Origin of the sequence: Arthrobacter sp. C2, assembly GCA_024207135.1 — a bacterium.
GTDB lineage: Bacteria > Actinomycetota > Actinomycetes > Actinomycetales > Micrococcaceae > Paeniglutamicibacter.
In genome coordinates, this window is sequence record CP042428.1 from 4121518 (window position 1) to 4145644 (window position 24127).

Genomic DNA, 24127 nt, shown 5'->3' on the forward strand with positions numbered 1-24127 from the left:
GGGGGAGAAGGCACCATGCCAGTCTCAAAACAGCAAGCGGACCTCGGTGCCACCCTGGGCGTGCCAACCGCCTACCTTCGGCCCGATGCCGGGCACGAACCGGGGGCCCCGAACCGCAGCGACCAGGACGAGCACGGCAAGAAACGCAACCTCTCCTACCCGCCGGCACCGGCGCCGCTGCCCTTCGGCGTCCCGGACAACCACACCCACCTGGACTTCCGTGACGGCTCGGTGCACGTCACCGTCGCCCAGGCCCTCGACGCGGCCAACGCGGTCGGTGTGCCCGGGGTTGTCCAGGTCGGGTGCGACGTGGGATCCTCCGAGTTCGCGGTGCGTGCGGCCACGGAGGATTCCCGGGTGCTGGCCGCCGTGGCGATCCACCCCAACGACGCCGCGCGCCTGGCCGAGGCCGGGGACCTGGACGCGGCCATTGCGCGCATCGAGGAACTCGCCGCCCACGAGCGGGTGCGGGCCGTGGGTGAGACCGGACTCGATTATTTCCGTACCCGGGAGCCGGGCCGCCCGGCCCAGGAGCACTCCTTCCGCGAGCACATCCGCATTGCCCGCGAGCATTCCAAGGCCCTGCAAATCCATGATCGTGACGCACATCTCGATGTGGTGCGCGTCCTGCGGGATGAACCGCTTCCCGAGCGCGTGGTCTTCCACTGCTTTTCCGGCGACGCGCAGCTGGCCGAGATCTGCAACGAAAACGGCTGGTACCTGTCCTTCTCCGGCACCGTGACATTCAAGAACTCGCACGCCCTTCGTGCGGCATTGTTGGTGGCCAGGCCGGAATTGGTGCTGGTGGAAACGGACGCCCCGTTCCTCACCCCGCACCCTTACCGGGGACGGCCGAACGCCAGTTACCTGATCCCGCAAACCGTGCGCTTCATGGCCGAAACCATGGGGGCGGACCTCGAGGAATATTGCCGCGCCCTGGCCGCAAACACCCGGCGCGTCTACGGGGACTTCTAGCCGGTTTCATGCACAAGGCAAGCACGAAGTGCTTGCGGCCTTATTACGATTCGGTTACGGTTGATCTTTAGTAGCCGGGATCGGGGAAGGTTCCCGGGTGCATTTGATTCTGCACGGGGCGTGTTCGCAAGCGCCCCGGCGCAACATCGATGAGATGAAAAAGAATTGGATTGTGCTCGCACCAACCAATGAGCACACGGTGGGCTGCGCCCGGTTTTTCGCCGGGGGCAACCGTTCACCCACCGTGTGGCATTGCTGCCCCCGTGCCCGGGATCGACCGAAGTTTGGAATCCTGTGCAGAATGCCCTTAAGAATCGCTGGGTGAAAGTCGGCGCGCAAGCAGCCGTTTTGACCGCGTTGATCCTCGGCCTGGTCATGTTCGTCGGTGCCGGCAAGACCATTGCCGTGGCCATCGACGGCCAAAGCCAGTCCGTCTCCACGCGCGCCGCCACCGTTGGCGATGTCTTGAAGGACTCGGCAATCCCCGTGGGAGACCGCGACGTGGTCACCCCGGCACTGGATGCACCGGTTGCCGACGGCGCCCTGATCGACATCAAGCGCAACAAGTCCGTGAACGTGAGCATCGACGGCGTCGACCGCGTCGTGCACACCACCGGACTGACCGTCGCCGATGTCGTGGACCAGCTGAACGTTTCGGAAAAGGCACAGATCGGCCAGGGCCCGGCACTCGCCCTGGCCTCCCTGTCCACCGCGATCGACATCTCCACTCCCAAAGACGTCTCGATCAAGGTCGACGGCAAGACCAAGAAGCTGAACACCACCGCCGAGACCGTTGAGGCGGTACTCGAAGAAGCCAAGCTCACCCTGGGCAAGGACGACGAACTCAACGCCAAGGCCACCGACGCCGTCACCGACGAGATGAAGCTCAAGATCGTGCGCGTCGAGACCCAGACCGTCACCAAGACCAAGGTCGTTGCCCACGGCACCGACACCACCAAGGACTCCGACGCCCTGGTCGGCTCCAAGAAGACCCTGGTCAAGGGCAAGGACGGCGAACGCACCCTCACCTACACCGTGACGCTGCGCGACGGCAAGGAAACCGACCGCAAGCTCGAGAGCGACAAGCTCACCACCAAGGCCGTAGACGCCGAGGTGTCGGTGGGCACCAAGCCCAAGCCGAAGCCCAAGTCCACCAGCACGCCCGGCAGCGTTTCGGCCACCTGGGCCGCCCTGGCCAAGTGCGAGTCCGGCGGCAACTGGTCCATCAACACCGGCAACGGCTACTACGGCGGGCTGCAGTTCTCCGCCAGCAGCTGGCGCGGCGCCGGCGGCGGCAAGTACGCATCCCTGCCGCACCAGGCCACCCCCGCCGAGCAGGTAGCCACCGCCGAGGTGCTGCGCCGCAGCGGCGGCTGGGGCCACTGGCCGGCCTGCTCCAGCAAGCTGGGCCTGCGCTAATACCAAGACCCAGGGCACTTGCCCCCGGGGCGCCGGCATCGCCGGTGCACACAAGAACACCAGGACCAATGGGTTCCGCCGACACCGGGCGGGGCCCATTGGCCATTTCCGACAACCGGCCCTCCCTGCCCGCCGGGGCAAACGCCCCGGTCGGCGGTCGGCGGGCCCTGAACTAAGATTGAACCGTGACTTCCGTAGAATCGACCCCGCCACCACTGCTCGGCGCCACCGAGATCCGCCGCCTCGCCGGCGAACTCGACGTGCGCCCCACCAAGACCCTGGGGCAGAACTTCGTCATAGACGGAAACACCATCCGGCGCATCGTGGCCACCGCCAAGCTGGACCCGGCCGAAACCGTGCTGGAGGTCGGGCCGGGCCTCGGCTCGCTGACCCTGGGCCTGCTGGATGCCGCCGCCCGCGTGGTGGCGGTGGAAATCGACCCGAAGCTCGCCGCCCGGCTGCCGCAGACCGTCACCGAAATGCGCCCGGAGAAGGCGGAGAACCTCACGGTGATCCTCTCCGATGCCATGAAAGTCACCGAGCTGCCGCACGCGCCCACCGCGCTGGTGGCCAACCTGCCCTACAACGTCGCGGTGCCCGTGGTGCTGCACCTGCTCGAGCACTTCCCCTCCCTGCAACACGGACTGGTCATGGTCCAGGACGAGGTCGCCGATCGCATGGCCGCGGGCCCGGGCAACAAGACCTACGGCGTGCCGTCAGTCAAGGGCGCCTGGTACGGCACCATGCGCAAGGTCGGGGTCATAGGCATGAACGTGTTCTGGCCCGCCCCCAAGATCAATTCCGGGCTGGTCGGCTTCGAACGCGGCAACCCGCCGCAGACCACCGCCACCCGCCAAGAGGTCTTCGCCGTCATCGACGCGGCCTTCGCCCAGCGCCGCAAGACGCTGCGCGCCGCCCTGGCCGGCTGGGCCGGATCCCCGGCGCTGGCAGAGGCCGCGCTCGTGGCCGCCGGCGTCGACCCGCAGGCCCGCGGCGAAAAGCTCGGCATCGCCGAATTCGCCGCGATTGCCGAGGCCAAGGTCGCATCCGTACCCGGTACCCCATGACCCACACCGTCGTTGCCCGCGCCCCGGGAAAGATCAACTGCTACTTCAGGGTCGGCCCGCCCCGCGAAGACGGCTACCACTCGGTGGCCAGCCTGTACCTGGCCGTCTCGCTCTACGAGGACGTCTCGGCCACCGCACGCGCCGACGAGGAAATCCAGGTCTTCCTGCACCCCGATTCCACCGCGGTCGCGGACCCCGAGTCCTTCCCGCTGGGCCCGGACAACCTGGTCGTCAAGGCCGCACTGATGCTGCGCGAACACACCGGGCACTACGCCGGTGTCGATCTGTGCATCACCAAGCGCGTGCCGATCGCCGGGGGCATGGGCGGGGGATCGGCCGACGCCGCCGCCGCCCTGGTGGCCTGCAACGCGCTGTGGGGCACCGGGCTGAACCGCGAGGAACTGGCCCGGCTGGGCGCACGCCTGGGCGCGGACGTGCCCTTCGCGATGCAGGGGGGCGCCGCCGTCGGGCTGGGCGTCGGCGACGAGCTGGCCCCGCTGCTGCTGCGCACCCGCACCGACTGGGTGCTGGTCCCGGCCTCCTACGGGCTGTCCACCCCCAGGGTCTACGGCATGCTCGACCGGCTGCGGGCCAACGAGGAGGTCACCACCCCCGTCGAGGTCGACCCGGCAATGGTCGGGGCGCTGCTCGACGGGGACCTCGATGCCCTGGCGCCGCTGCTGGCCAACGACATGACCCGCGCCGCCCTGGCCCTGGCCCCCGAACTCGGCGTGGTGCGCGACCTGGGCGAGGCCGCCGGCGCGCTGCACGCCCTGGTCTCCGGATCCGGCCCCACCCTGGCGCTGCTGGCCCGCAACCCGGACCATGCGGCCCAAATCATCACCCAGCTTTCGGATGAGGCGGGCGTGGCAACGCTGTCCGTCCACGGCCCGGTCCCCGGCGCCGTCATCCTGCCCGCCGTCATCGAAACCCCTTAACAAAAGGAGCACCACACCGTGGCCCACCTGCTCGGCGCCGAAAACGTCTCGATGTCCTTCGGCACCCGTACCGTCCTTGACTCGCTCTCGCTGGGACTCGAGGACGGGGACCGCATCGGCATGGTCGGGCGCAACGGAGATGGCAAGTCCACGCTGATGCGCCTGCTGGCCGGCCGCATCAGCCCCGACGAGGGCCGGGTGACCAAGCGCGGGGACGTGCGGGTGGCCTACCTGGACCAGACCGACGTGCTCGACGGTGCGCTCAGCGTCGGCGAGGCCATCGTGGGGGAGGCCGCGGACCACGAATGGGCCTCGAACCCGCTGGTGCGCGAGGTCATGGGCGGGCTGGTCGGCGAGGTCGACTGGCACGCCGAGGTCAACTCGCTCTCCGGCGGCCAGAAGCGCCGCGTCGCCCTGGCCAAGCTGCTCATCGGCAACCACGAGGTCATCATGCTCGACGAGCCCACCAACCACCTCGACGTCGAGGGCGTCGCCTGGCTGGCGGCGCACCTGAAGAACCGCTGGCGCGCCAATGCCAACGGCCTGCTCGTGGTCACCCACGACCGCTGGTTCCTCGATGAGATCTGCACGCGCACCTGGGAAGTGCACGACGGCACCGTGGATCCGTTCGACGGCGGCTATGCCGCCTACGTGCTGGCCCGCGCCGAGCGCGACAAGACCGCCGCCGTGGTGGAGAACAAGCGCCAGCAGCTGGTCAAGAAGGAACTGGCCTGGCTGCGCCGCGGTGCCCCGGCCCGCACCGCCAAGCCCAAGTTCCGCATCGAGGCAGCCAACACGCTCATCGCCGACGTGCCGGCGGCCCGCGACACCGTGGAACTGAACAAGATGGCCACCGCCCGCCTGGGCAAGGACGTGCTCGACCTGGAGAACGTGTCCCTGGACTTCGGGACCGGCAAGCCGCTGTTCAACAACATCACCCTGCGCCTGGCCCCGGGCGAGCGCCTGGGCATCGTGGGCGTCAACGGAGCGGGCAAGTCCACGCTGCTGCAATTGCTCAACGGGCAGATCGAACCCACCTCCGGGGTGATCAAGCGAGGCAAGACCGTGAAGACCGCGATCCTCACCCAGGAAGTCAAGGAGCTCGACGAGATCAAGGACATGCGCCTGATCGAGGTCATCAAGGCCGAACGGATGTCCTTCGAGGTCGGCGGCAAGGAAGTCTCCGCCGGGGCGCTGGCCGAGCAGCTGGGATTCGGCACCGACAAGCAGTGGACCCCGGTCAAGGAGCTCTCCGGTGGCGAGCGCCGCCGGCTGCAGCTGCTGCGCCTGCTCATCGGCGAGCCGAACGTGCTGATGCTCGATGAGCCGACCAACGACCTGGACACCGACACCCTGGCAGCCATCGAGGACATGCTCGACGGCTGGCCCGGCACCCTTGTGGTGGTCAGCCACGACCGCTACCTGCTCGAGCGCGTAACCGACCACCAGCTGGCGCTGCTGGGCGACGGCAAGCTGCGCGGTCTGCCCGGCGGCGTCGACCAGTACCTGGAACTGCGCGCCGGGGTGCACGGCACGTCCAACACCGGGGCACCAACGGACAAGACCGGCCCCGCCGCGACCCCGGAGGCCGCCGGACCGACCGAGGCCGAAAAGCGTGAGGCGCGCAAGGAACTGAACCGCGTCGAGCGCCAGATGGGCAAGCTCGAATCGCTGATCAAGAAGCTCCACACCGAGATGGCCGTGGCATCCGAGGCGATGAAGTTCGACCAGGTCGCCACGCTCAATGCCACCTTGCAGGGTGCACAGGGTGAGAAGGACGAGCTGGAGCTGGCCTGGCTGGAGGCCGCGGAGATGCTCGGGGAGTAGTCCCCGGGCGGCAATGGGGAGGCATCGGGCCCGGACGGACACCTGTTCGAAGCCGGGCCGCGGCCTCCGATCCGACTCGTTCCGCTCTACCAATCCGATCCCTGCCGTGACAGACTTATCCACGGGAGCAAAGGTGATTGGGCAGTGCAGATCAACGGTTTGGGGACCGCGACATCAGCATCACCACCGAACCATGACCAGGCAACAACGCCGGATCATGATTTTGACTGGGATGTTTTCGCGCATTACGAATTGCTGGAAGAGACCATTGGGGCGGTACTCAATGGTCCCGGTGCCTTGCTCGAGGGGCCCGGCGGGGTCGGCAAGCGTACCCTTGCCAACGCCGTGATGCTGAAACTGCAAGACAGGGCGTTCATCGTCGACCTCGAGCACCCCGAACGCCATCGGACCTCCATGGAATTGGCAAGCAAACTGCGGCGAATCGAACGGCTCGGCGAGGTGGCCCGTTTCCACGAACTCGGAGTGGTCAAGACACTCCTGGATTCGAGAGCCGGTGGCCGGCATGTGGTGGTCTTCATCCCCGCCGGTTTGCGGCTTGGAGCGTCAAGCGTTTCCTTCCTGTCCTCACTGACCCTGGCGAGCAGCATTTCGTTGCTGTGCATCGCCGGCGGGCAGGACGGGACGGAACCCGGGGCGGGAAACGACTTGGGTGCCGCCGTCGACCTGCATCCGGTCAGGCTGCATCCGTTGACCCTGGGCATGACGCATGACCTGCTGGCCAAGGCCTTGGGGGCAGAAATCAGCCGGATTGCCACTTACCAATTGTGGTGCGCTTCTGCAGGGCAGGTGCACCTGCTCGCTGCGGTTACCCTGGACTGGCGCGAACAGGGGTATCTTGATTTCGCGGAAAACTCGTGGGTGGTTCATGGCGTTGCCGGTCCTCCAGGGCCGCGCAGCCGCGGTCTGGTCGTTCAAAAGCTCAGGCGGTTCTCGAAGCCGGAGCAACGGGTGCTGCGCATCCTGGCGTTCTCCGAGGAAATCCCGCTTAGCCTGCTGGTGGCGCTCAACCCCGCGCAGGCCGTGGATTCAATCTATTCCGAGGGCATGCTGGAGATCCGCGGGATGTATGCGCGCAAGGTGCGGCTGCGCGGGGGGCTGAGCAACCAATGCATTGCCGAGGACACTCCGCCCGGCGTCGCACTGGAGCTGCTCGAGCAAATACGCAACACGCCCGGGGCCGACGAGGTTCTCACACCGTTGGTCCTGCTGAAGTGGGAACAGGCCTCCGGGATCAACTCCGGCGCCCGGCTCCGGTTGCAGGCGGCGGAACAGGCCTACGCCGAGGGACAAGTCGAACTGTGCCTCCAAATACTGGCGGCGCTCGAAGACCCTCCGGTCGAGGCGCGTTTGTTGGCGCTGGACGCGGCGGTCCGCGGTGGTCAACTTGAACGGGCAAGGGAAATTCGCTCGCTTTTGCGGCTGGAGCTGGGAGAAGGACTCCCGGTTCCCGGCTCCCGGGGCAATCCGCGCTGCCCAATCGACCTGATCCGCCTGGAGCTGGCTTCGACGGTTCTTGAGTCGCTGAGCCCCGATGCACCAACCGATGCCTTCCAGCAGGGAATGAAGCGTGCTCGGGTCGATATCGATGCGTGCCTCTCCGGGGAACCGGAAAACCGGGAGGGTTTCCTCGTGCTTCGAGGCAGGCTCGATCTCATGGAAGCCGAAACCAGCTTCCTGCTGGGTGAACGATTTGACACCGGCGGGACAACCTATATCCACCCAGTGCTGGGCAGGCACGAGCAGCTAAGTTGGCAGTGCTTCCAGAACCTGCACTCGGTGCGCCGTGGCGAGGTCAGGGAAGGGATCAGACGCGGACGCGAACTGCTTTTCTCGTTGCGGCAGGAGTCGCTCCCGCCGGCCGTTGGACAAAGCATCAAACTGCATCTCGTTGACCTGTATCTGCTCTCCGGGGAATGGAAAAATGCCTTCGAGCTCATTGCTGCGGCGTGGATCGGTGGCGAGGGATCCCCCCGGATCGCCGATGTCAATGGGTTGTACTCGTCGCTCAAAAGCGTGCTGAGCGGCCGTCCGCGGGAGGCGCTGGAGCTGATGACCGTCGAGATCGAACAGTTGCGGACGGTAGATACCGCCGGGTACCTGCCGCTGGCGATTGCCGCGGCGGCGGTGGCGGCCTCATTCCTGGACCGGGAAACAGCCGAGCGCTACCTCGCGGAACTGGATGCCATGCCTGCTGCGGCCGATTGGGTGTCCGGGCAGACGATTGCTATGTTGCGAGCCGAGGCGCTCTTCCACCTTGGCCATGCGGGCGAAGCGGTATCCTGCCTGCTTGCCGGCGCTATCGTGAGCGCCGCCCACGGCGACCTCAGCCTTGAGCTGGCCCAGCGAATGTCCTTGCTGCGCATGGGCCACCGGGAAAGCGACGCCCAACTGCTTGAATGCGCGCAACAGATCGATGGGCCGGTGGCGGAACTTGTGGCCGCATTGGTGCGAAGCCTTGAGGGAAACAACCGCGAATTGCAGCGGGAAGTGCTCGGCGCCCTTCGCGGCTTGGGCCTTCGCTCATTTACCGATTCAATTGAGGTAATGCTTGTCCGATCCGGATCCGACATCGAATTGACACCCTGGAAAGCCGCTTCTGAGCGTGCGGGCGCATCTCTGGGTGTGTCCGGGAGAAGCTCGGCAAGCAGTGTCCTTTCCTTGTTGACCCAGCGGCAGCGGATGATCGTGGCGGAAGCTGCCACCGGCGCCAGCAACCGCGAGATCGCAAACAGGTTGCAACTGAAAATTCGGACAGTTGAGGGCCATCTCTACCAGATTTACCAGCGACTCAATGTGGGTTCCCGCGATGGGCTGATCCAGATTTTTCTGGATTCGATTCCCGGTTCCGATCTGGAAGTCGCCGTTGAGGGATGGAGTACTTAAGTACCGAAGGCAAGACGAATGAGTGGACTAAGTGTCGTCGCTACTGATGCGTGGTCCGTAGAGACGCCGTAGGATGATCACAGAGCCGCCATGGACGTACTTGGGGAAGGTCCATGGCTGGTTTAACCGGAATTGGGGAACGGGTGAACAGCATGATGGAACTTTCTTGGCATGCAGAAATTTCGAATAATGCCGAGGTATCTGGACAATCGATCTTTGCCGAACTACTTGGGGATTCACCACGAAGGCAGGGCCTGAGGGAGCTGCAGACGGCACTGGGTGATGCCCAGACCAGTTCGATCGTGTTGCTCGGGGAGCACGGCGATGATCGGGCGGCCTTGGTGCGCGCAATCCAGCGAAACGATTTGGGGCTGGCCGAGCCGATCCATGTCATCGGCACTCCATATGCGCAGCATCTCACTTACGGGGCCTTGGCTTTCCTGCTCGCGCAGCTGGAGGCAAACGAGGCAATTAGCCCGGCCAATGTCATGCGGGTGATTTCAAAACACGTCACCACCCACGGCCAGCGGCCGGTGGTCGTGGTGCAGTACCCCCGCCTGTTGGACGCTCAGTCCCGGGCGGTTCTCGCCCAGATGACCCACAACAGAAGCATTCTCTTGGTCGTCTTGACCGAACAGGCCGAGTTCCTGCCGCCTGAGTTCGCCCCCGTCAGCAGCGGTCGTGGACATCGCGAAATCCGGCTGGGGGCACTTCGCATCGACGAAGTCCAGGCAGCCCTGCAAAAAGAATTTGATGCCGTTCCCACACCCATGGCGACGGCGGCCATGTGGCGCCAAAGCCAAGGCAACCCGGGCTGGTTGTATGCCTTGGGCCAGGATGCGATTGCCAGTGGGAAGCTGCTTGTCCACGAGGGACATTTGGTGCTGGGCCCAAGACCCTGGCCGCGGGATGGCCAATTGGAGTCGATGGCCCTGTCGCAAATAGCGATTCTCACCGTTTCGCAGAGAAACTTGTTGGAGCGGATTGCAGTTGAGCAACCCATGCACATCCGTGGGCTGGCGAACGACGAGCTCATGGACCTCGACCACCTCATTGGCTGGGGGTTTGCCCAACGGGATCGAGAACACCGGCAGCTGGTGGTGCTCAGCTCCCAGCTCCTGGCGGGAGTGCTTCATCCGGAATCACGCGTCGACGTCCATGGGGTGGATGCCGGGTCGTTGTCCGTCGAGGGGAACTTCCATGATTTCATCGCCGGGGAGTCACGCGTGGTGAATGAGCTTTCCAATAGCTCTGAAGACTCTGCCCGGAACCTGGGTGCGCTGCTGGTGCAACTTCGGAAGTGCCTGCTTTGCGGGGAGATGCAGCGGGCAAATGCGTACCTGAAATGCATTGTCAACGAATTTTTGGAGAATATCTCCCCTGCGCTATTCGAACTCCTCGTCATGGTCAATTGCATCTTGAATATCGTTGGTGACAGGCCCGGAAACGACCGAAAGGTACTGGAATCGGTGCTTGCGCAATTCGAGCAGGACGACGCGGGCCATGACCGTTGGCTTGTCAAATCGATGCTGTTCCACCTGCGCACTAAGGACGAGCCGGCTTCCTGCAACGCCCTCGACTTCCAGGAACGATGGAGCAAGGCTCGCTGGTGGTTCAGCGACCTTCTTGCCTCCGTTGATGCCGATGCCTCAGCGGTTTCCCTCAATGGCTCGCCGCTGCGAGGGTCCACAAAGTGCGAGACAATGGATGCCCTGGTCGCCTTGCATCATGGGGCGACGATCGACGGACCGCCTCCCGCTCACGCACATCCCGCAGCTGAATCGAACGTGGCAAAAGCCATCGACCTGCTGCTCGCGGGAACCAACGGGAACCGGGAAAAGAGCGTCTTGGATGCGCTGGACCTTCTTGTCGGCGACGATCTGTCAATTTTTGCCTTGCCCAGGTCCAACCGCATCCTTGCCGGCATATCGGTCGCGGGGCGGTTGGCCGTTGCGGGGTGGCTGAAGCAGCGCAGAAAGGGAAATGCGGTGCGTTCGGGCACCGAAGATGTAGAACTCATGATGCGGGACAATCCCGTGCTGGAGGTCCTGACCAAGCGAGAAAAATTCGTTGCAAGTGCCGCGGCCCAAGGAATGAACAACCAGCAGATCGCACGCGACGCCGGTGTTTCGATTCGCACCGTGGAAGGGCACCTTTACCAGATATATTCCAAGCTGGCCTTGGGAGGACGGCGGGAGTTGAGCACCCTCGTCGCGACACTACGGGTAGATGACCGAGTTGCCCCATGAGAATTCCCGGTCTCGAGCCCGACCAGGCTCCTGCGCGCGATCTTCGGCAGGAGCTGCGCGAGTTGCTGGATCGAACGGGATCCACGGGCGTTGTCGTTTCCGGACCGATCGGAAGCAGAAAGAGGCAGTTGCTCCTGGAAGTGTTGGGAGAGGAACTCGCGAATGCGGTGCACTTGCTTTGTTCCCCCGTACTGGGTGAAAGTGCCTTCGGGGCTCTCTCGCCTTTGCTCATAGAATTCGATGGACATCTGGGCGAACTGGAGCTGCTGCGCTACCTCACACAGCGACTCGAATCGACCACGGGTTCCAAGCAGTTGGTGGTAGTTGAAGAAGCCCAATTTCTCGACGCCGCGAGCGCCTTCGTGCTCTCACAATTGGCCTTGGCTGGAACCATCAAACTCATCTTGCTGGCCGTGGGCGATGGCCACATTGATACTGTGGTGGCCAGCACCCAGCTTGGTGCCAGATTGGGTCACCTTTCATTGAGTGCTCTTACACCCAGTGAAGTGGCCGAGCACGTACAACGATTCTTTGGGAAGCCGCCCACCGGCACCTCGGCCAAGGCGATTGCATCAATATGCGGTGGAAACCCCATGCTGATTGACGCATTCCTACGGGCCGCGATTGAACAAGGCCTCTTCGTGGAGTCACCCGACTGGTTAGTGCTGACTCGACCGCAGGCGAATGATCGCGTTCACCTGAGTTCAGTGGTCTCGGAAATCCAAAAGCGGCTTAATGCTGATGATGCCGAGGCGCTGGAAATCCTTGCCCTGGGAGGACCCGCCGAAGCGAAGACACTTCAGCATTTCTCGGGCACCAACTTGGGACGGCTCGTGGGAACAGGTCTTGTTCGCTATATCGATGATTCAAGAATCGAGGTATCTGCGCCGATATACGCACACGCTTTGCGCGACCTGGTCCCACCCGGGAGAAGCGCAGCCCTGTGGGAACGCTTTTCATCGCAGGTCTCGGAAATGGTTACGTCCCCGAAGGCCCTGCTGTGGGCCTGCGAAAGCGGTGAGATCGTCTCCTACGAGAGATTCGTGGACGCCATTGACCTTGCCAACAAGAACCTGGATTTCATCGAGGCCTGGGAACTTTGCCAACTCACGGGAGTTTGGGAAGAAGACCCCTTCCTTGCGCTTCTTGCCGCGCGTTCCATGCTGGGCATGGGACAACACCAGTTACTCACGGAAACCATCAGGCACGCGCTGACACAGACGACGGACCTTGCATTGATCAGCGAGCTCAAATCGGTGGAGGCAAGTTCACTGTGGCAGGAAGGCGATTCCGCCAACGACATCGGCTCGCTGGTCAGCGATTGGGCGCAACGCACCGAAACCATTGCTTCCGGAGGATCGAGGCAGGAAGCAGGGGCCCTCGAAAAATCCCTGTTTGGGATCGAGGTCTTGAACCTGTGGCTGGAATTTGGGGCGCGGGAAAATCTTCTATCACTCCTGGATCATGCCCTGGAATGCGAACGACGGAGCATCGCCGGGAGCGTGGAATTCCTGAACTGCCGTGACGTGCGCTGCCGGGTGCTTCTGGACCTGGGCAGATTCGTTGAAGCGGCCGATGCCGCCCTCGAGGCGGTGGACCTGATTCGCGCAAGTTCGGAAGTTGAATCGATGGACGGCTACCAATTCATGACAACCGCGCTGAGGGCATTGATCGCGGTGGGGGATTACGACGCCGTGGGGACAATTGCCTCGTACCGGGAGTCGGCTCATCCGAGCCTGCAGATGCACTGGAGCGGCACACTGCATCTTTGGGCGGGCTTCGCGGCTGTTCAGCAGGGACGCTGGCAACGCGCCGGACGGCTGCTGTCCGAAGCTCGTGCGGAGCTCGCCATCAACGATCCGGACCAACTGCATGAATTGGCCGAGGCTCTGGGGGTCTACGAAGACGCGCAGCTTCACGGGGCCGAGGCTCAGCAGATACCCGAATACCGGGAAACCGCGCTACTACGTGGTTACCACGGACTTGGAAACGAAGACGCGAAGCTCCTCGCCGAAGGCTATCTGGCCTTGGCATCGTCCCCGGCCAACACAGACCGACTGAACCAGCTCATTGATCGTGCCAAGCGAGAACGGCACGCGCACACCGAACACCAATTGCTGCTGATGCGTTGGCAGATGGGGCTTTCCACCGCCGCCGGACCCGCTGGGTGCGAGCGGCTGCGGCAATTGAGTGTCAAGGGCGTTTCGCAAAGAAGCAATGCACTGGCGGCGGCACTCGAGCTGACTACCTCGGCGGGGACGGAAATGATCGACCAAGTGGCAGAAGAGCTGTTCTCGGTGGGCGAAACGGGATTGGGCGCGGAGCTGTTGGCCTCATCTCTGCACGAGCTCACTGCAGAGGGCCATGAACGCCGCCGTGGGCTCGTTCTTCGTCGTTTGGCCATGTGGATCCAGGAACTGGGCGGGACTGCCTGGGGACCGCTGCGACCGGTGGTGCGTGAGAGAAGCTTGACCAGACGCGAGGAAGAAATCATCTCGTTGGTTCGAGAGGGAAAAAGCAACAAGGAAATTGCTCGAAAACTGACGGTGTCCCAGCGGACTGTGGAAGGTCATTTGTATCGGGTTTTTGCCAAGCTCGGCATCAGCGGCCGGGAAGAACTGGGCGCGACAGAAACGTAGCTTCCTGCTCTCGCTTCATGGCCGGCACCGCCGTGGCCATGCCGCGAATTTCACCGAGTAGCCACGAGCCGGAAACCGCGTAGTGTCCGGCCGAGAATCAGGTAGGACGTACGCGTGAGACCGCGGCGGCCCCTGCCTAGTATTTGAGTTACCCCGAGGGATTCTGTTCCCGGCAGAGACCGTGTCAGGTGCCCCCGCCTGAAACACGGTTCCGGAGCCGGAACACGGCAAGGGGGCAAGTGGTCCCCACGAGTGGGGCATCACTTGAACATCAGGACTGGAGTCGGCGGTTGGCGATCCGCTTTCGGGCGTGATCGACCCCCCAGCAACCGCCGGCTCCTTCCGTAAAAAACCTCCCCGGTGCGTTGTGCCGGGGTTTTTCATTGCCCGGGGATCCACCGCTTGCCCCTTGTGGGTCGGTACGTACGTAAGACCCGAGTGTCTACTTGGCTCCTCGTGGAGTCGAATCGAGTAGTCGTTTACGCGTGTACCCGGAAGGAGCCAGAACTAGGCTCGACACAGATCGACATTGGGGAATTGATAAAACCTGTAGGACAAAACTTGGGGACTTGGGGAACAATGTACAGCGCATCCTATTCGCGTGTGCGTGCAATTTCCATGAGCCCGATTCATGGCGAAGGATCACTCACATGACCAACATCAACGAGTCATTCGATGCGGCCTCGCATTGGTGGCCGGTGCGCGCAAATGTTCGGTCCCGCACCGAAGCGATTACGGTCGAAGCGCCCGCCAGGGCGTGGCGGCGCAGATTCACGTGGCGGCTAACCGCAACGGATGTAGCAACCATCGTGTTGGTATCCGCCATCGGTTCGATGGCCTTTCCCGGAGTCGCGAGCACGGGGAGGCTGGAGGTAGCCGTCGCGGCCATGTTCTGGATGCTTCTCCTTGCGCTTTATCGAACCCGCTCATTGCAGCGCATCGGTGCAGGAGCCTTGGAATACAAGCGTGTTGTCGATGCCTCTGCAGTCTCCGCCGGCTGGACCGCCATGGCCATCATCCTCACCAACTCGATGGAGAACCGCTGGATCCTCTTGGCCGTCTACCCCGTCGGGCTGCTGGCGCTGCTGCTGGAACGGTGGCTCTGGCGCCAGTGGTTGACGCGGCAAAGCACCAAGTCCGGGCACTACCTGTCGCACGTCGTGGTCGTCGGCCAGATCCCGGATATCCGATATGTCACCGAACGGCTCGCCCAGCACTCCGGTGCAGCCTACAAGGTCGTAGGCGCGGTTTATGACGAAGAGGTTGTGCCCGGGCACGGTGCGGCCTACCTGCAACGCGCGGGCCTGGCCAACCTGGAAAACGTGGTGGCCAGCACGGGGGCCGATGCCGTCATCGTCGCCGGTTCGCTGCGTGCCGGCAATGAAGAGATCCGCAAGCTGGGATGGCGTTTGGAAGAATCACGCACCCAGATCATCCTGGTCTCGAGCCTGACGAATGTCGCCGGCCCCCGTATCAGGATGCGCCCGGTCGAGGGCCTGCCACTGATGCATGTGGACCTGCCCAACTTCGACGGCGGGCACCACGTGGTGAAACGCGCCATGGACATCGTCTTGTCGGGGACCGCGCTGATCCTGCTCGCCCCGGTCCTGGCCGTCCTGGCAATCATCGTCAGGAAAGACAGCGAAGGCCCGGCCTTCTTCTCCCAGTATCGGGTCGGCCGCAGCGGGGAACCGTTCAAGATGTACAAGTTCCGCTCGATGGTGGTTGATGCCGAGGACCAGCTGGAAAGCCTCCAAGGCGAAAACGAGGGCCACGGCTACCTCTTCAAGCACAAGGCCGACCCGAGGATCACCGGCGCGGGCAGATGGATGCGCAAGTATTCTCTCGATGAATTGCCCCAGCTGTTTAACGTCCTCAAGGGCGACATGTCCTTGGTGGGTCCCCGTCCGCCCTTGGCGAGCGAAGTGGCCCAGTACGAAGGAGCCACCGAACGTCGCCTGTACATCAAGCCAGGCGTCACGGGACTGTGGCAGACCCGCGGACGTTCGGACCTGCCAATGGATGAAAGCATCCGCCTCGATTTGTACTACGTGGAGAACTGGTCGGTGACCGGGGACCTCATGATCATGTGGCGGACCGTGAAGGTCATGATCAAACCGGAAGGTGCATACTAAATGTCGAACATGGGTCAACCGTTGAACATCGCGGTCATTGGGGCCGGATACTGGGGACCGAATCTGGCCCGCAACCTTTCCGCCTCGCCGTTGTGGAACCTGGCGGCGATCTGCGACCTGGACACCGAGCGTGCCACGGCACTGTCCGCCAAGGTGGGCCACCCCGCGGTGGTTCCGGATGTCACCGAACTTCTCGAGGAACATGAACTCGACGCCGTCGCCATCGCCACGCCCGCCCGCACCCACTCGGCCATTGCCATGGCCGCACTGATGGCCGGAAAGCATGTGCTGGTGGAAAAGCCCTTGGCCGATCGCGGGACCGCCGGCCAGGAAATGGTCGACACCGCACACGACCGCGGGCTGGTGCTGATGGCGGACCACACATACTGCTACACCCCTGCGGTGATGAAGATGCGTCAGCTCATTGCCGACGGAGACCTGGGGGAGATCCTCTACATCGATTCGGTCCGCATCAACCTGGGGCTGATCCAGCCCGACGTGGACGTGTTTTGGGACCTGGCGCCGCATGACCTGTCCATCCTGGACTTCATCCTTCCCGAGGGGCTTAGTCCCTTGACGGTGACGGCGCAGTCGGCTGACCCGCTCGGGGCCGGGAAGGCCTGCGTGGGGTACCTGTCCCTGCCGTTGCCCGGCGGCGGACTGGCACACATCCACGTGAACTGGCTCAGCCCCACCAAGATCCGGCGCATGGTCGTCGGCGGGTCCAAGCGGACCTTGGTGTGGGACGACCTGAATCCGCAGCAGCGCCTGAGCATCTACGACCGCGGCGTTGACCTGCAGGCCCAGGAACTAACCAACGAGGACAGCGCCCACCGGCGCAACGCCTCGATCTCCTATCGCCTGGGCGACACCTGGTCCCCGGCGCTGGAGGAATTCGAGCCATTGGGGGCGATGGTGAAGCAGTTCCACTCCAGCATCAGCCAAGGCCTGGCATCGCCGACCGACGGCCGGGCGGCGATGCGGGTCCTTTCGGTCCTGGAGGCCACCAGCCGCAGCCTTGCCAAGGGCGGCCGCCGAGCTCGGGTGCAAGGAGAAGCGCTGCGCCTCGAAGTAGCCAAATAAGCACACGGAAAGCACAAGAAAAACTGGGGGCATCATGAACAAGGACATCACAGGCGGCCGTGCCGTGAACACGGACGTCCTGGCCGGTGGGAAATACCTGGTCACCGGCGGTGCGGGAACCATCGGCTCGGAAGTCGTCGACCAGCTGCTGGCCGCCGGGGCCGGGCAGGTGGACGTGCTGGACAACCTGGTCCGCGGCCGGCGCAGCAACCTGGCCGGGGCACTGGCCACGGGACGTTGCACCCTCGTGGAGGGGGACCTGGCCGACACGAAGCTGGTGGGCGAGCTGGTGGAGGGCAAGGACGTCGTCTTCCACCAAGCAGCCATCCGCATCACCCAATGCGCCGAAGAGCCGCGCCTGGCCCTGGAAGTGCTGGTCGATGGGACATTCAACGTCCTGGAAGCGGCCGCGCGCGCCAAGGTGCCCAGGCTCGTTGCGGCCTCCAGCGCCTCGGTCTATGGCCAGGCCGAGAACTTCCCCACCACCGAGCGCCACCATCCCTACAACAACGACACCTTCTACGGGGCCGCAAAGACCTTCAACGAAGGGATGCTGCGCGCCTTCCGGGCCATGTATGGCACCAACTACGTCGCCCTGCGCTACTTCAACGTCTACGGGCCGCGCATGGACGTGCACGGCGCCTACACCGAGGTGTTGGTTCGCTGGATGGAACGCATCGCCGACGGGCTGCCGCCGCTGATTTTCGGCACCGGGGACCAAACCATGGACTTCGTGTTCACCCGGGACATCGCCCGCGCCAACCTCCTGGCCGCCGCCAGCGGCATCAACGAGGGCACCTACAACATCGCCAGCGGCACCGAGACCAGCCTGCTGGGGCTCGCCGAGGCGCTGTTGAGGGTCATGGGATCGGACCTGGAGGTGGAGCTCGGGCCCGAACGCGCCGTCAACGGGGTGGCACGCCGTCTGGCGGACACTTCGGAGGCGCAACGCGATCTCGGATTCACCGCCCAGGTCGGACTCGAGGAAGGCCTGCGCAGCCTCGTCACCTGGTGGGAACCGCTGCGCGAGGAAGTCGCTGCCGGACGCCTGGCCGGGTCCAAGACGGGGGCGGGGCTGAAATGAACACCGTCCCGTCGACCGCCGCACCGGCAACCCTTGAACGCATCAATGTCATGAAGCCATGGCTGGGCGAGGAGGAAGCCCAGGCCATCGCGGAGGTCGTGGCCTCGGGTTGGGTGGCCCAGGGCCCGAAGACCGCAGCCTTCGAATCGGCGTTTGCCAAGCACCAGATGGCGGCATATGCGGTAGCCACCTCAAGTTGCACCACCGCGCTTCACCTGGCATTGCTCGTAGCCGGGGTCAAGGCCGGAGACGACGTCCTGCTTCCCTCCTTCTCCTTCATCGCCACGGCCAACGCGCCGACCTATGTGGGTGCGCACCCCGTCTTCGTCGATGTGGAGCCCGGCACCGGAAACGTCACCGTTGAAACCCTCGAGCGGGGATTGACCGTGGCGACGACCGCCGTGATCGTCGTGGACCAGGGTGGCATTCCCGTCGATCTGGCGCCCATCCGCCACTGGTGCGACAGCCACGGGTTGAAACTCATTGAGGATGCCGCCTGCGCCGCGGGATCCACTTACCGCGGAGAACCGGTGGGCCGCGGGGCGGATGTCACTGCCTGGTCCTTCCACCCCCGCAAGCTGCTGACCACCGGCGAAGGCGGGATGCTCACCACGAACAACGAGGCGTGGGCCGCCCGCGCCCGGACCCTGCGTGAACACGCCATGGGCACCTCGGCCGCCGAACGCCACTCCGCGCTCGTCGCCCCGGCCGAAAGCTATGCGGAGATCGGCTACAACTTCCGCATGACCGACCTGCAGGCGGCCATGGGCTTGGTGCAACTGGGCAAGCTGGATGCGATGGTGTCCCGACGCCGCGACCTGGTGCAACGGTACCGGGACGCGCTGGAGGGGAACGCCGGGCTGGAACTGGTGCGGGACCCGGAACACGGAACTTCCAACTTCCAGTCCTGCTGGCTCGAGGTGCTGCCCGACTACCCGCTGGACCGCGAGGGACTGCTCGAACACCTGGGCAGCCTCGGGATTTCCGCCCGGCGCGGCATCATGGCCGCACACCTGCAACCCGCCTACGCCCACGTGGCCGCCGGCGAACTGCCGGTGACCGAACAGCTGACCCGAAACACGCTGATCCTGCCCCTGTACCACCAGCTCTCCGACACAGACCAGCGACGCGTCATCGACGCGCTGGCGAACCCCAAGGAGTAGGCCATGGCTCGGGTGTTGTTGCTGGCGGCCGGGGGACTGGCGCGGGAGACCGCTTCCTCCATCGCCGCCACGGGCGACCACGAAGTGGTGGGCATGCTCGATGACTCCGAGGCCCTGCACGGCCACCTGGTGGCCGGGGTCCGGGTGCTCGGCGGCATCGACCTGGCCGCTGGACGCAGCGAGCTGCTGCTGGTGTGTGCCGGCTCCGGGCAAGCCCGACGCGGCATCGTGCAACGGCTGCGTTCCTTGGGCGTCGGGCCGGACCGGTACGCACGCCATGTCAGCCGCAACGCAAGCGTGGGCGCGGGGTGTTCGCTGGGCCCCGGGAGCATCGTGTTGCCGGGATGCGTGCTGACCTGTGATGTCTCCATCGGTGCGCACGTAGTGCTCATGCCGAATGTGGTGCTGACCCACGACAACCAACTGGGCGACTACTCGACCCTGGCCGCAGGCGTGGCCTTGGGCGGGGGAACCCGGATCGGGTCCGCCGCCTACTTGGGGATGAATGCTTGCGTCCTGCAGGGCCTGATGGTGGGGAACGGCTCCATCTTGGGGATGGGAGCTGTCCTCCTGAGCGATCAGCCGGCCGGGAGCGTGTGGGTAGGAATTCCCGCCCATCCAATTGACAGACCGCCCGCGGATATTTCGACACAGAAAGAATCCATGACGGTTCCCAGCGAAGGAGGCCAGGACCAATGAAAGATGCACACATCGGTGAGCGAAGCGCGCTCGCAGGGATTCCGGGCACGGCCCTTGGGCGCAGCGTCGGGTTTGTGGACCTGGCGGCGCAGTATGCCGAAATCAGTGGGGAAGTGAGGCTGGGCCTCGACGACATCTTTGCCACATCGGCATATATCGGTGGGCCCCAGGTTTCCTTCTTTGAACGCAGTTACGCAGATTTCATCGGAGTCAACGAATGCGTCGGTGTTGCCAACGGTACAGATGCCCTCGAATTGGCCTTGCGGGCAGCGGGCGTCGGCCCCGGAGCGGAAGTCATCGTGCCGGCCAACACCTTTATTGCGACAGCCGAAGCCATCAGCAGATGCGGGGCGACGGTGGTTCCTGTCGACGTTGATAACCGTTACCTGCTGATTGACCCCGAGAAGGTGGCCGAAGCGGTCACTGAAAAGACCCGGGCCATCATTCCGGTGCATCTGTATGGACAATGCGCTTTTGTGGAGCAACTGCAGGAGATCGCCGATGAATGCGGGGCATCAATCATTGAGGATGCCGCGCAGGCACAAGGTGCCAGTCGGTTCGGCAATGCCGCCGGGGCAATGGGACTGCTGGCCGCGACGAGCTTCTACCCGGGAAAGAATCTCGGGGCCGCCGGCGATGCAGGGGCTGTCTTGACCAACGACTTGGACCTAGCTCAAAAGGTGCGGACAATCTCCGCGCACGGAAGCCGGATCAAGTACGAGCATGAAAGGATCGGCTTTAACAGCAGACTTGATTCGGTCCAGGCCGTGGTGCTGAACGCAAAGTTGGCTCGCTTGAAGAAGTGGAACGCCATGCGGGCCAAGGCGGCTCAAAGGTATTCGGAAATGCTGGGAACCCTGAACGGAGTCGTGCTCCCGGAATCGGCGGAAGGAAATCTGGACGCCTGGCACCTTTATGTAGTCAGGGTCCAACGGCGCCGTGAAGTCATGGAGTACCTGGACGCCGCGGGAATAGCTACGGGGATTCACTACCCCACGCCCATCCATCTGACCGAAGCATACCGATCACTGGGGTTCGGGCGTGGATCATTTCCGGTTTCGGAAGCTGCAGCACAGTCCATTATGTCGTTGCCGATGCATCCACACCTGGCGGAGGACGATCAGCTTTACGTATGCGAGATGCTGGACAGGGCATTGGGCGCCACATGAAGAAGCCTCAGCCGCAACAACTGACTACCAACGCCGGATCGGGATTCGCTTGGAGTCTTTTCAACACCGTGGTGACCCGGATCGGGACCTTGGGGATTGGCATTGTCCTGGCCCGGGTTCTGGGCCCCGAGCAGTTCGGAACCTATGCCGTTGCGCTTGTTGCACTGTTGGCTGTCTTGAGTTTCAACGAGTTGGGAGTTAGCTTGGCGATCGTTCGATGGCGTATGGATCCGCGGCAGATCGCCCCAACCATCAACACGATGTCAACGATTAGTTCCGTTGTTTTCTGCGGCGTTGCAATCCTGGTGGCACCGGCCTTTTCCCAGGCCATGCGAGCCACGGAGGCAACTCCCGTGGTCCAGGTCCTGGCCCTGAGCATCGTCGTCAGCGGAGTCGTGTCGACCCCGGCTGCGCTGCTGCAACGCAGCTTCAAGGAAAAGCAGCGAATGGCCATTGACCAGGTCAACGTCTGGGTTGGCGCCATCGTTTCGGTTGTCCTGGCAGTGCTGGGAATGGGGGCAATGTCCCTTGCAATTGGAAGGCTGGCAGGATCCCTCGTTTCCGCAGCCTTCTTTCTCAAGGCTTCACCGATTCCATATCGGTTTGGCTGGAACACCACGCATGCGCCAGCGTTATTCAAGTTCGGTCTGCCTCTGGCTGGCACGAGCATTGTCATGTTTCTTGTCGGCTACGCGGACCAGCTGATCGCGGGTTCCATGCTGGGCGCGATTGCCTTGGGCTTCTATGTTCTTGCATTCAACCTTTCGTCGTGGCCCGTGAACATCATCTCCCAGCCGCTTCGGCGAGTAGGCCCCGCCGCCCTGGCAACCCTGCAGCATGATCCGGTTCGGCTTAGCGGTGCCCTCAGGCAGCTGTACTCGGTTGTTGCGGCCGCGACATTCCCGGTTTTTGCAGCAATCGCCGTTTCTTCGGAATCCCTCGTGGTGCTGATCTACGGACAGGTGTGGCAACCTGCCTCCGTGGCACTGCGCTGGCTCGTGATCGCCGCCCTCGGCAAGGTGATTTCCGATCTCTTCTACGACTACTTCGTGGTGATCGGCCAGACCTCACGGGTCTTCGCCGTACAGACTGGCAGCCTGGTCGTGGCCATTCCCGTGCTTGTCCTCGGTGCGGCCATGGGGGGCATAGGAGGCCTGGCCGCGGCGCAAGCCGCAGTCTCTTGGCTCGTCGTTCTTCCGTTGTACTTCTGGAACCTATCCAGAAGCGGAACAAAGGTCGGGCAATTCGCCCGACTCATCCTCTGGCCGATGGCCGGCGCCGCAGCAGTGGTGCTGTGCTCCGTTGCCTTGGACCTCTTCGCGGTTGGATCGCTTCCTGGCTTGGCAGTGGTTACCGTGCTTGCAGGTACCGCTGCCGCGGCACTGCTTTGGCTGCGCCGCACGGACCTCGGGTTCCTCTGGGGCATTGGCCGGACGGAGGCTCCAATCCATGCGTAGATTCCAGAACGCACGAAGTATCGGCTTGCTGCTCGCGGTGCTGCTGCTGGCTGGATGCACCGCGTCGGCCGGTGTCCAACCACCGACGAATTCGTCTGTCCGCCAAAGCATCGAAGCCCTTCCCAGGATTCCGTGGGAGGGCGGAAGCTCCTACTGGACCCAATTCGAGCGGGCACGGGATGCGGGGTGGGACCGGCAGGATTTCTTCCCGATAGCGGTGTGGTTCAATTCGGTTTCCACCAACGAACAGATGCAATACGACAAGTCGTTGGGCATCAATACGTATGTGGGTCTCTGGGAAGGAACGGATTACAAGCTCCTGGAAGACAATGGCGCCTACTTCATTGGGCCAAAACTCAACGACACGTTCACCAAGGAATCCAAGAATTGGGTGGGGTACTTTCTCGGCGATGAAATTGATGCCCACCAGGATGCACAAAGCGGCCTCGACATCATGAAGAAGGCTGCTTCGGCCGTACCTGACGGCTATTTTTCCTATTCCAATTACACGCTCAATGTTGCCAGCAAGAATCTTCCCGATGATGTCGCCAATGCCTTCGTGAACAACTTCACCGATGTGGTTTCGGCGGACATGTATTGGTACACCGTCCCCTACTGTTCGAATGAACCGTACTGGGACGAAACCTTGGTTCCAGTGCGAAAGGAAAACTGCCGAAGAGCCGCCAGCTACGGCAAAGTGGTCGAGTCTCTTCGCCAACGAGACTCCAGCGATACGCGGCTTCAGCCCGTTTGGCAATTTGTCGAAAACCTCAATGGCGGCTACTTCGGCGAACCCCTGGTTCGCTACATTGGTGCCGACGAACTCAAGGGTGCCGTCATGAGTTCGATCATCAGCGAAGCCCGGGGGCTGATCTACTTCAATCAGAGCCTGTCCGGGAAGTGCCGTGCTGGAAGCGTTTTTCGTGAATCCGAGGCCACCAGCACATACTGCGGAGCGGACCAGGTTGCTGCCGCGTCCCAAATAAACCAGTTGATCCAGGGCTTGGCAACCGTGCTCAATAGCCAGTCCTACGACTTCAGTTTCGGTGAGGGCCTGAAGACCATGTTCAAGATGTCAGATGACCACGCCTACATCTTCTCCATGGTCGATGGGGATTCATTGCCCGGTCCTAGGACCTTCGCCTTGCCGCCGGGGGTCAGGCCCTCGAATGTTGAGGTCCTGAACGAAAATCGGGAAATTCCGGTTGACGACAAGGGAGTTTTTGTGGACGAATTCAGCCACGAGTACAGCTTTCACATATACAAGTTTTCGGTCGCGCCTTGAACACGGGTCGATGAACCGACGGGGAACAGCTGTC

At 63.4% G+C, this 24127-nt stretch carries 16 protein-coding genes; all 16 read left to right on the top strand.

Features of this window, described 5'->3' with window-relative positions; translation table 11 throughout:
- Positions 1–15: 15 nt before the first annotated feature.
- The 16 genes from FPY90_RS18875 to FPY90_RS18950 all read left to right on the top strand — a co-directional run bounded on the left by FPY90_RS18875 (position 16) and on the right by FPY90_RS18950 (position 24093).
- Positions 16–975, top strand: a complete 960-nt coding sequence (locus FPY90_RS18875) for a TatD family hydrolase (protein ID WP_498682742.1) — start codon at positions 16–18, stop codon at positions 973–975.
- A 321-nt stretch (positions 976–1296) separates the two neighbouring features.
- A complete protein-coding gene (locus tag FPY90_RS18880; RefSeq protein ID WP_498682744.1) occupies positions 1297–2394 on the top strand; it encodes a resuscitation-promoting factor in 1098 nt (365 codons plus the stop codon).
- 185 nt (positions 2395–2579) lie between these two features.
- Positions 2580–3461, top strand: a complete 882-nt coding sequence (rsmA, locus tag FPY90_RS18885; RefSeq protein ID WP_498682745.1) for a 16S rRNA (adenine(1518)-N(6)/adenine(1519)-N(6))-dimethyltransferase RsmA — start codon at positions 2580–2582, stop codon at positions 3459–3461.
- The gene (locus FPY90_RS18890) at positions 3458–4399 is read left to right on the top strand and encodes a 4-(cytidine 5'-diphospho)-2-C-methyl-D-erythritol kinase (RefSeq protein WP_071215474.1); all 942 of its coding nucleotides are present in this window, start codon (positions 3458–3460) and stop codon (positions 4397–4399) included. The genes rsmA and FPY90_RS18890 overlap by 4 nt, the downstream gene beginning before the upstream one ends.
- An 18-nt stretch (positions 4400–4417) precedes the next feature.
- A complete protein-coding gene (locus tag FPY90_RS18895) occupies positions 4418–6226 on the top strand; it encodes an ABC-F family ATP-binding cassette domain-containing protein (RefSeq protein WP_498682747.1) in 1809 nt (602 codons plus the stop codon).
- Between the two features lie 144 nt (positions 6227–6370).
- Positions 6371–9130, top strand: coding sequence for a helix-turn-helix transcriptional regulator (locus FPY90_RS18900; protein WP_498682749.1), 2760 nt, complete (start codon positions 6371–6373; stop codon positions 9128–9130).
- Between the two features lie 152 nt (positions 9131–9282).
- The gene (locus tag FPY90_RS18905) at positions 9283–11379 is read left to right on the top strand and encodes a helix-turn-helix transcriptional regulator (RefSeq protein ID WP_498682751.1); all 2097 of its coding nucleotides are present in this window, start codon (positions 9283–9285) and stop codon (positions 11377–11379) included.
- Positions 11376–14018 (top strand): LuxR C-terminal-related transcriptional regulator, encoded by a 2643-nt coding sequence (locus FPY90_RS18910; protein WP_498682753.1) that lies wholly within the window; start codon positions 11376–11378, stop codon positions 14016–14018. The genes FPY90_RS18905 and FPY90_RS18910 overlap by 4 nt, the downstream gene beginning before the upstream one ends.
- 833 nt (positions 14019–14851) lie before the next feature.
- Positions 14852–16153: a sugar transferase gene (locus tag FPY90_RS18915; protein ID WP_498685622.1), complete on the top strand. Its 1302-nt coding sequence runs from the start codon at positions 14852–14854 to the stop codon at positions 16151–16153.
- Positions 16154–16162: 9 nt separating this feature from the next.
- Complete coding sequence (locus FPY90_RS18920; RefSeq protein ID WP_498685624.1) at positions 16163–17236, top strand: Gfo/Idh/MocA family protein; 1074 nt, start codon at positions 16163–16165, stop codon at positions 17234–17236.
- A gap of 34 nt (positions 17237–17270) precedes the next feature.
- Entirely contained in the window at positions 17271–18320 is a 1050-nt protein-coding gene (locus tag FPY90_RS18925; protein ID WP_498682754.1) for an NAD-dependent epimerase/dehydratase family protein, read from the top strand.
- Positions 18317–19483: a DegT/DnrJ/EryC1/StrS family aminotransferase gene (locus tag FPY90_RS18930; protein WP_498682755.1), complete on the top strand. Its 1167-nt coding sequence runs from the start codon at positions 18317–18319 to the stop codon at positions 19481–19483. The genes FPY90_RS18925 and FPY90_RS18930 overlap by 4 nt, the downstream gene beginning before the upstream one ends.
- Before the next feature lie 3 nt (positions 19484–19486).
- Positions 19487–20182, top strand: a complete 696-nt coding sequence (locus FPY90_RS18935; RefSeq protein ID WP_498682757.1) for a NeuD/PglB/VioB family sugar acetyltransferase — start codon at positions 19487–19489, stop codon at positions 20180–20182.
- Positions 20179–21351: a DegT/DnrJ/EryC1/StrS family aminotransferase gene (locus FPY90_RS18940; RefSeq protein ID WP_498682759.1), complete on the top strand. Its 1173-nt coding sequence runs from the start codon at positions 20179–20181 to the stop codon at positions 21349–21351. Before FPY90_RS18935 ends, FPY90_RS18940 begins: the two co-directional genes overlap by 4 nt.
- Complete coding sequence (locus FPY90_RS18945; RefSeq protein WP_498682761.1) at positions 21348–22808, top strand: oligosaccharide flippase family protein; 1461 nt, start codon at positions 21348–21350, stop codon at positions 22806–22808. The genes FPY90_RS18940 and FPY90_RS18945 overlap by 4 nt, the downstream gene beginning before the upstream one ends.
- Positions 22801–24093, top strand: coding sequence for a hypothetical protein (locus FPY90_RS18950; protein ID WP_498682763.1), 1293 nt, complete (start codon positions 22801–22803; stop codon positions 24091–24093). The genes FPY90_RS18945 and FPY90_RS18950 overlap by 8 nt, the downstream gene beginning before the upstream one ends.
- The last annotated feature ends 34 nt before the right edge of the window (positions 24094–24127 follow it).

What these genes read in the sequence shown, in the direction of transcription:
- FPY90_RS18875 (WP_498682742.1), top strand. Translation starts at nt 16, where the DNA reads ATGCCAGTCTCAAAACAGCAAGCGGACCTCGGTGCCACCCTGGGCGTG.
- FPY90_RS18890 (WP_071215474.1), top strand. Translation starts at nt 3,458, where the DNA reads ATGACCCACACCGTCGTTGCCCGCGCCCCGGGAAAGATCAACTGCTAC.
- FPY90_RS18905 (WP_498682751.1), top strand. Translation starts at nt 9,283, where the DNA reads ATGATGGAACTTTCTTGGCATGCAGAAATTTCGAATAATGCCGAGGTA.
- FPY90_RS18910 (WP_498682753.1), top strand. Translation starts at nt 11,376, where the DNA reads ATGAGAATTCCCGGTCTCGAGCCCGACCAGGCTCCTGCGCGCGATCTT.
- FPY90_RS18915 (WP_498685622.1), top strand. Translation starts at nt 14,852, where the DNA reads ATGGCCTTTCCCGGAGTCGCGAGCACGGGGAGGCTGGAGGTAGCCGTC.
- FPY90_RS18920 (WP_498685624.1), top strand. Translation starts at nt 16,163, where the DNA reads ATGGGTCAACCGTTGAACATCGCGGTCATTGGGGCCGGATACTGGGGA.
- FPY90_RS18925 (WP_498682754.1), top strand. Translation starts at nt 17,271, where the DNA reads ATGAACAAGGACATCACAGGCGGCCGTGCCGTGAACACGGACGTCCTG.
- FPY90_RS18930 (WP_498682755.1), top strand. Translation starts at nt 18,317, where the DNA reads ATGAACACCGTCCCGTCGACCGCCGCACCGGCAACCCTTGAACGCATC.
- FPY90_RS18935 (WP_498682757.1), top strand. Translation starts at nt 19,487, where the DNA reads ATGGCTCGGGTGTTGTTGCTGGCGGCCGGGGGACTGGCGCGGGAGACC.
- FPY90_RS18940 (WP_498682759.1), top strand. Translation starts at nt 20,179, where the DNA reads ATGAAAGATGCACACATCGGTGAGCGAAGCGCGCTCGCAGGGATTCCG.
- FPY90_RS18945 (WP_498682761.1), top strand. Translation starts at nt 21,348, where the DNA reads ATGAAGAAGCCTCAGCCGCAACAACTGACTACCAACGCCGGATCGGGA.
- FPY90_RS18950 (WP_498682763.1), top strand. Translation starts at nt 22,801, where the DNA reads ATGCGTAGATTCCAGAACGCACGAAGTATCGGCTTGCTGCTCGCGGTG.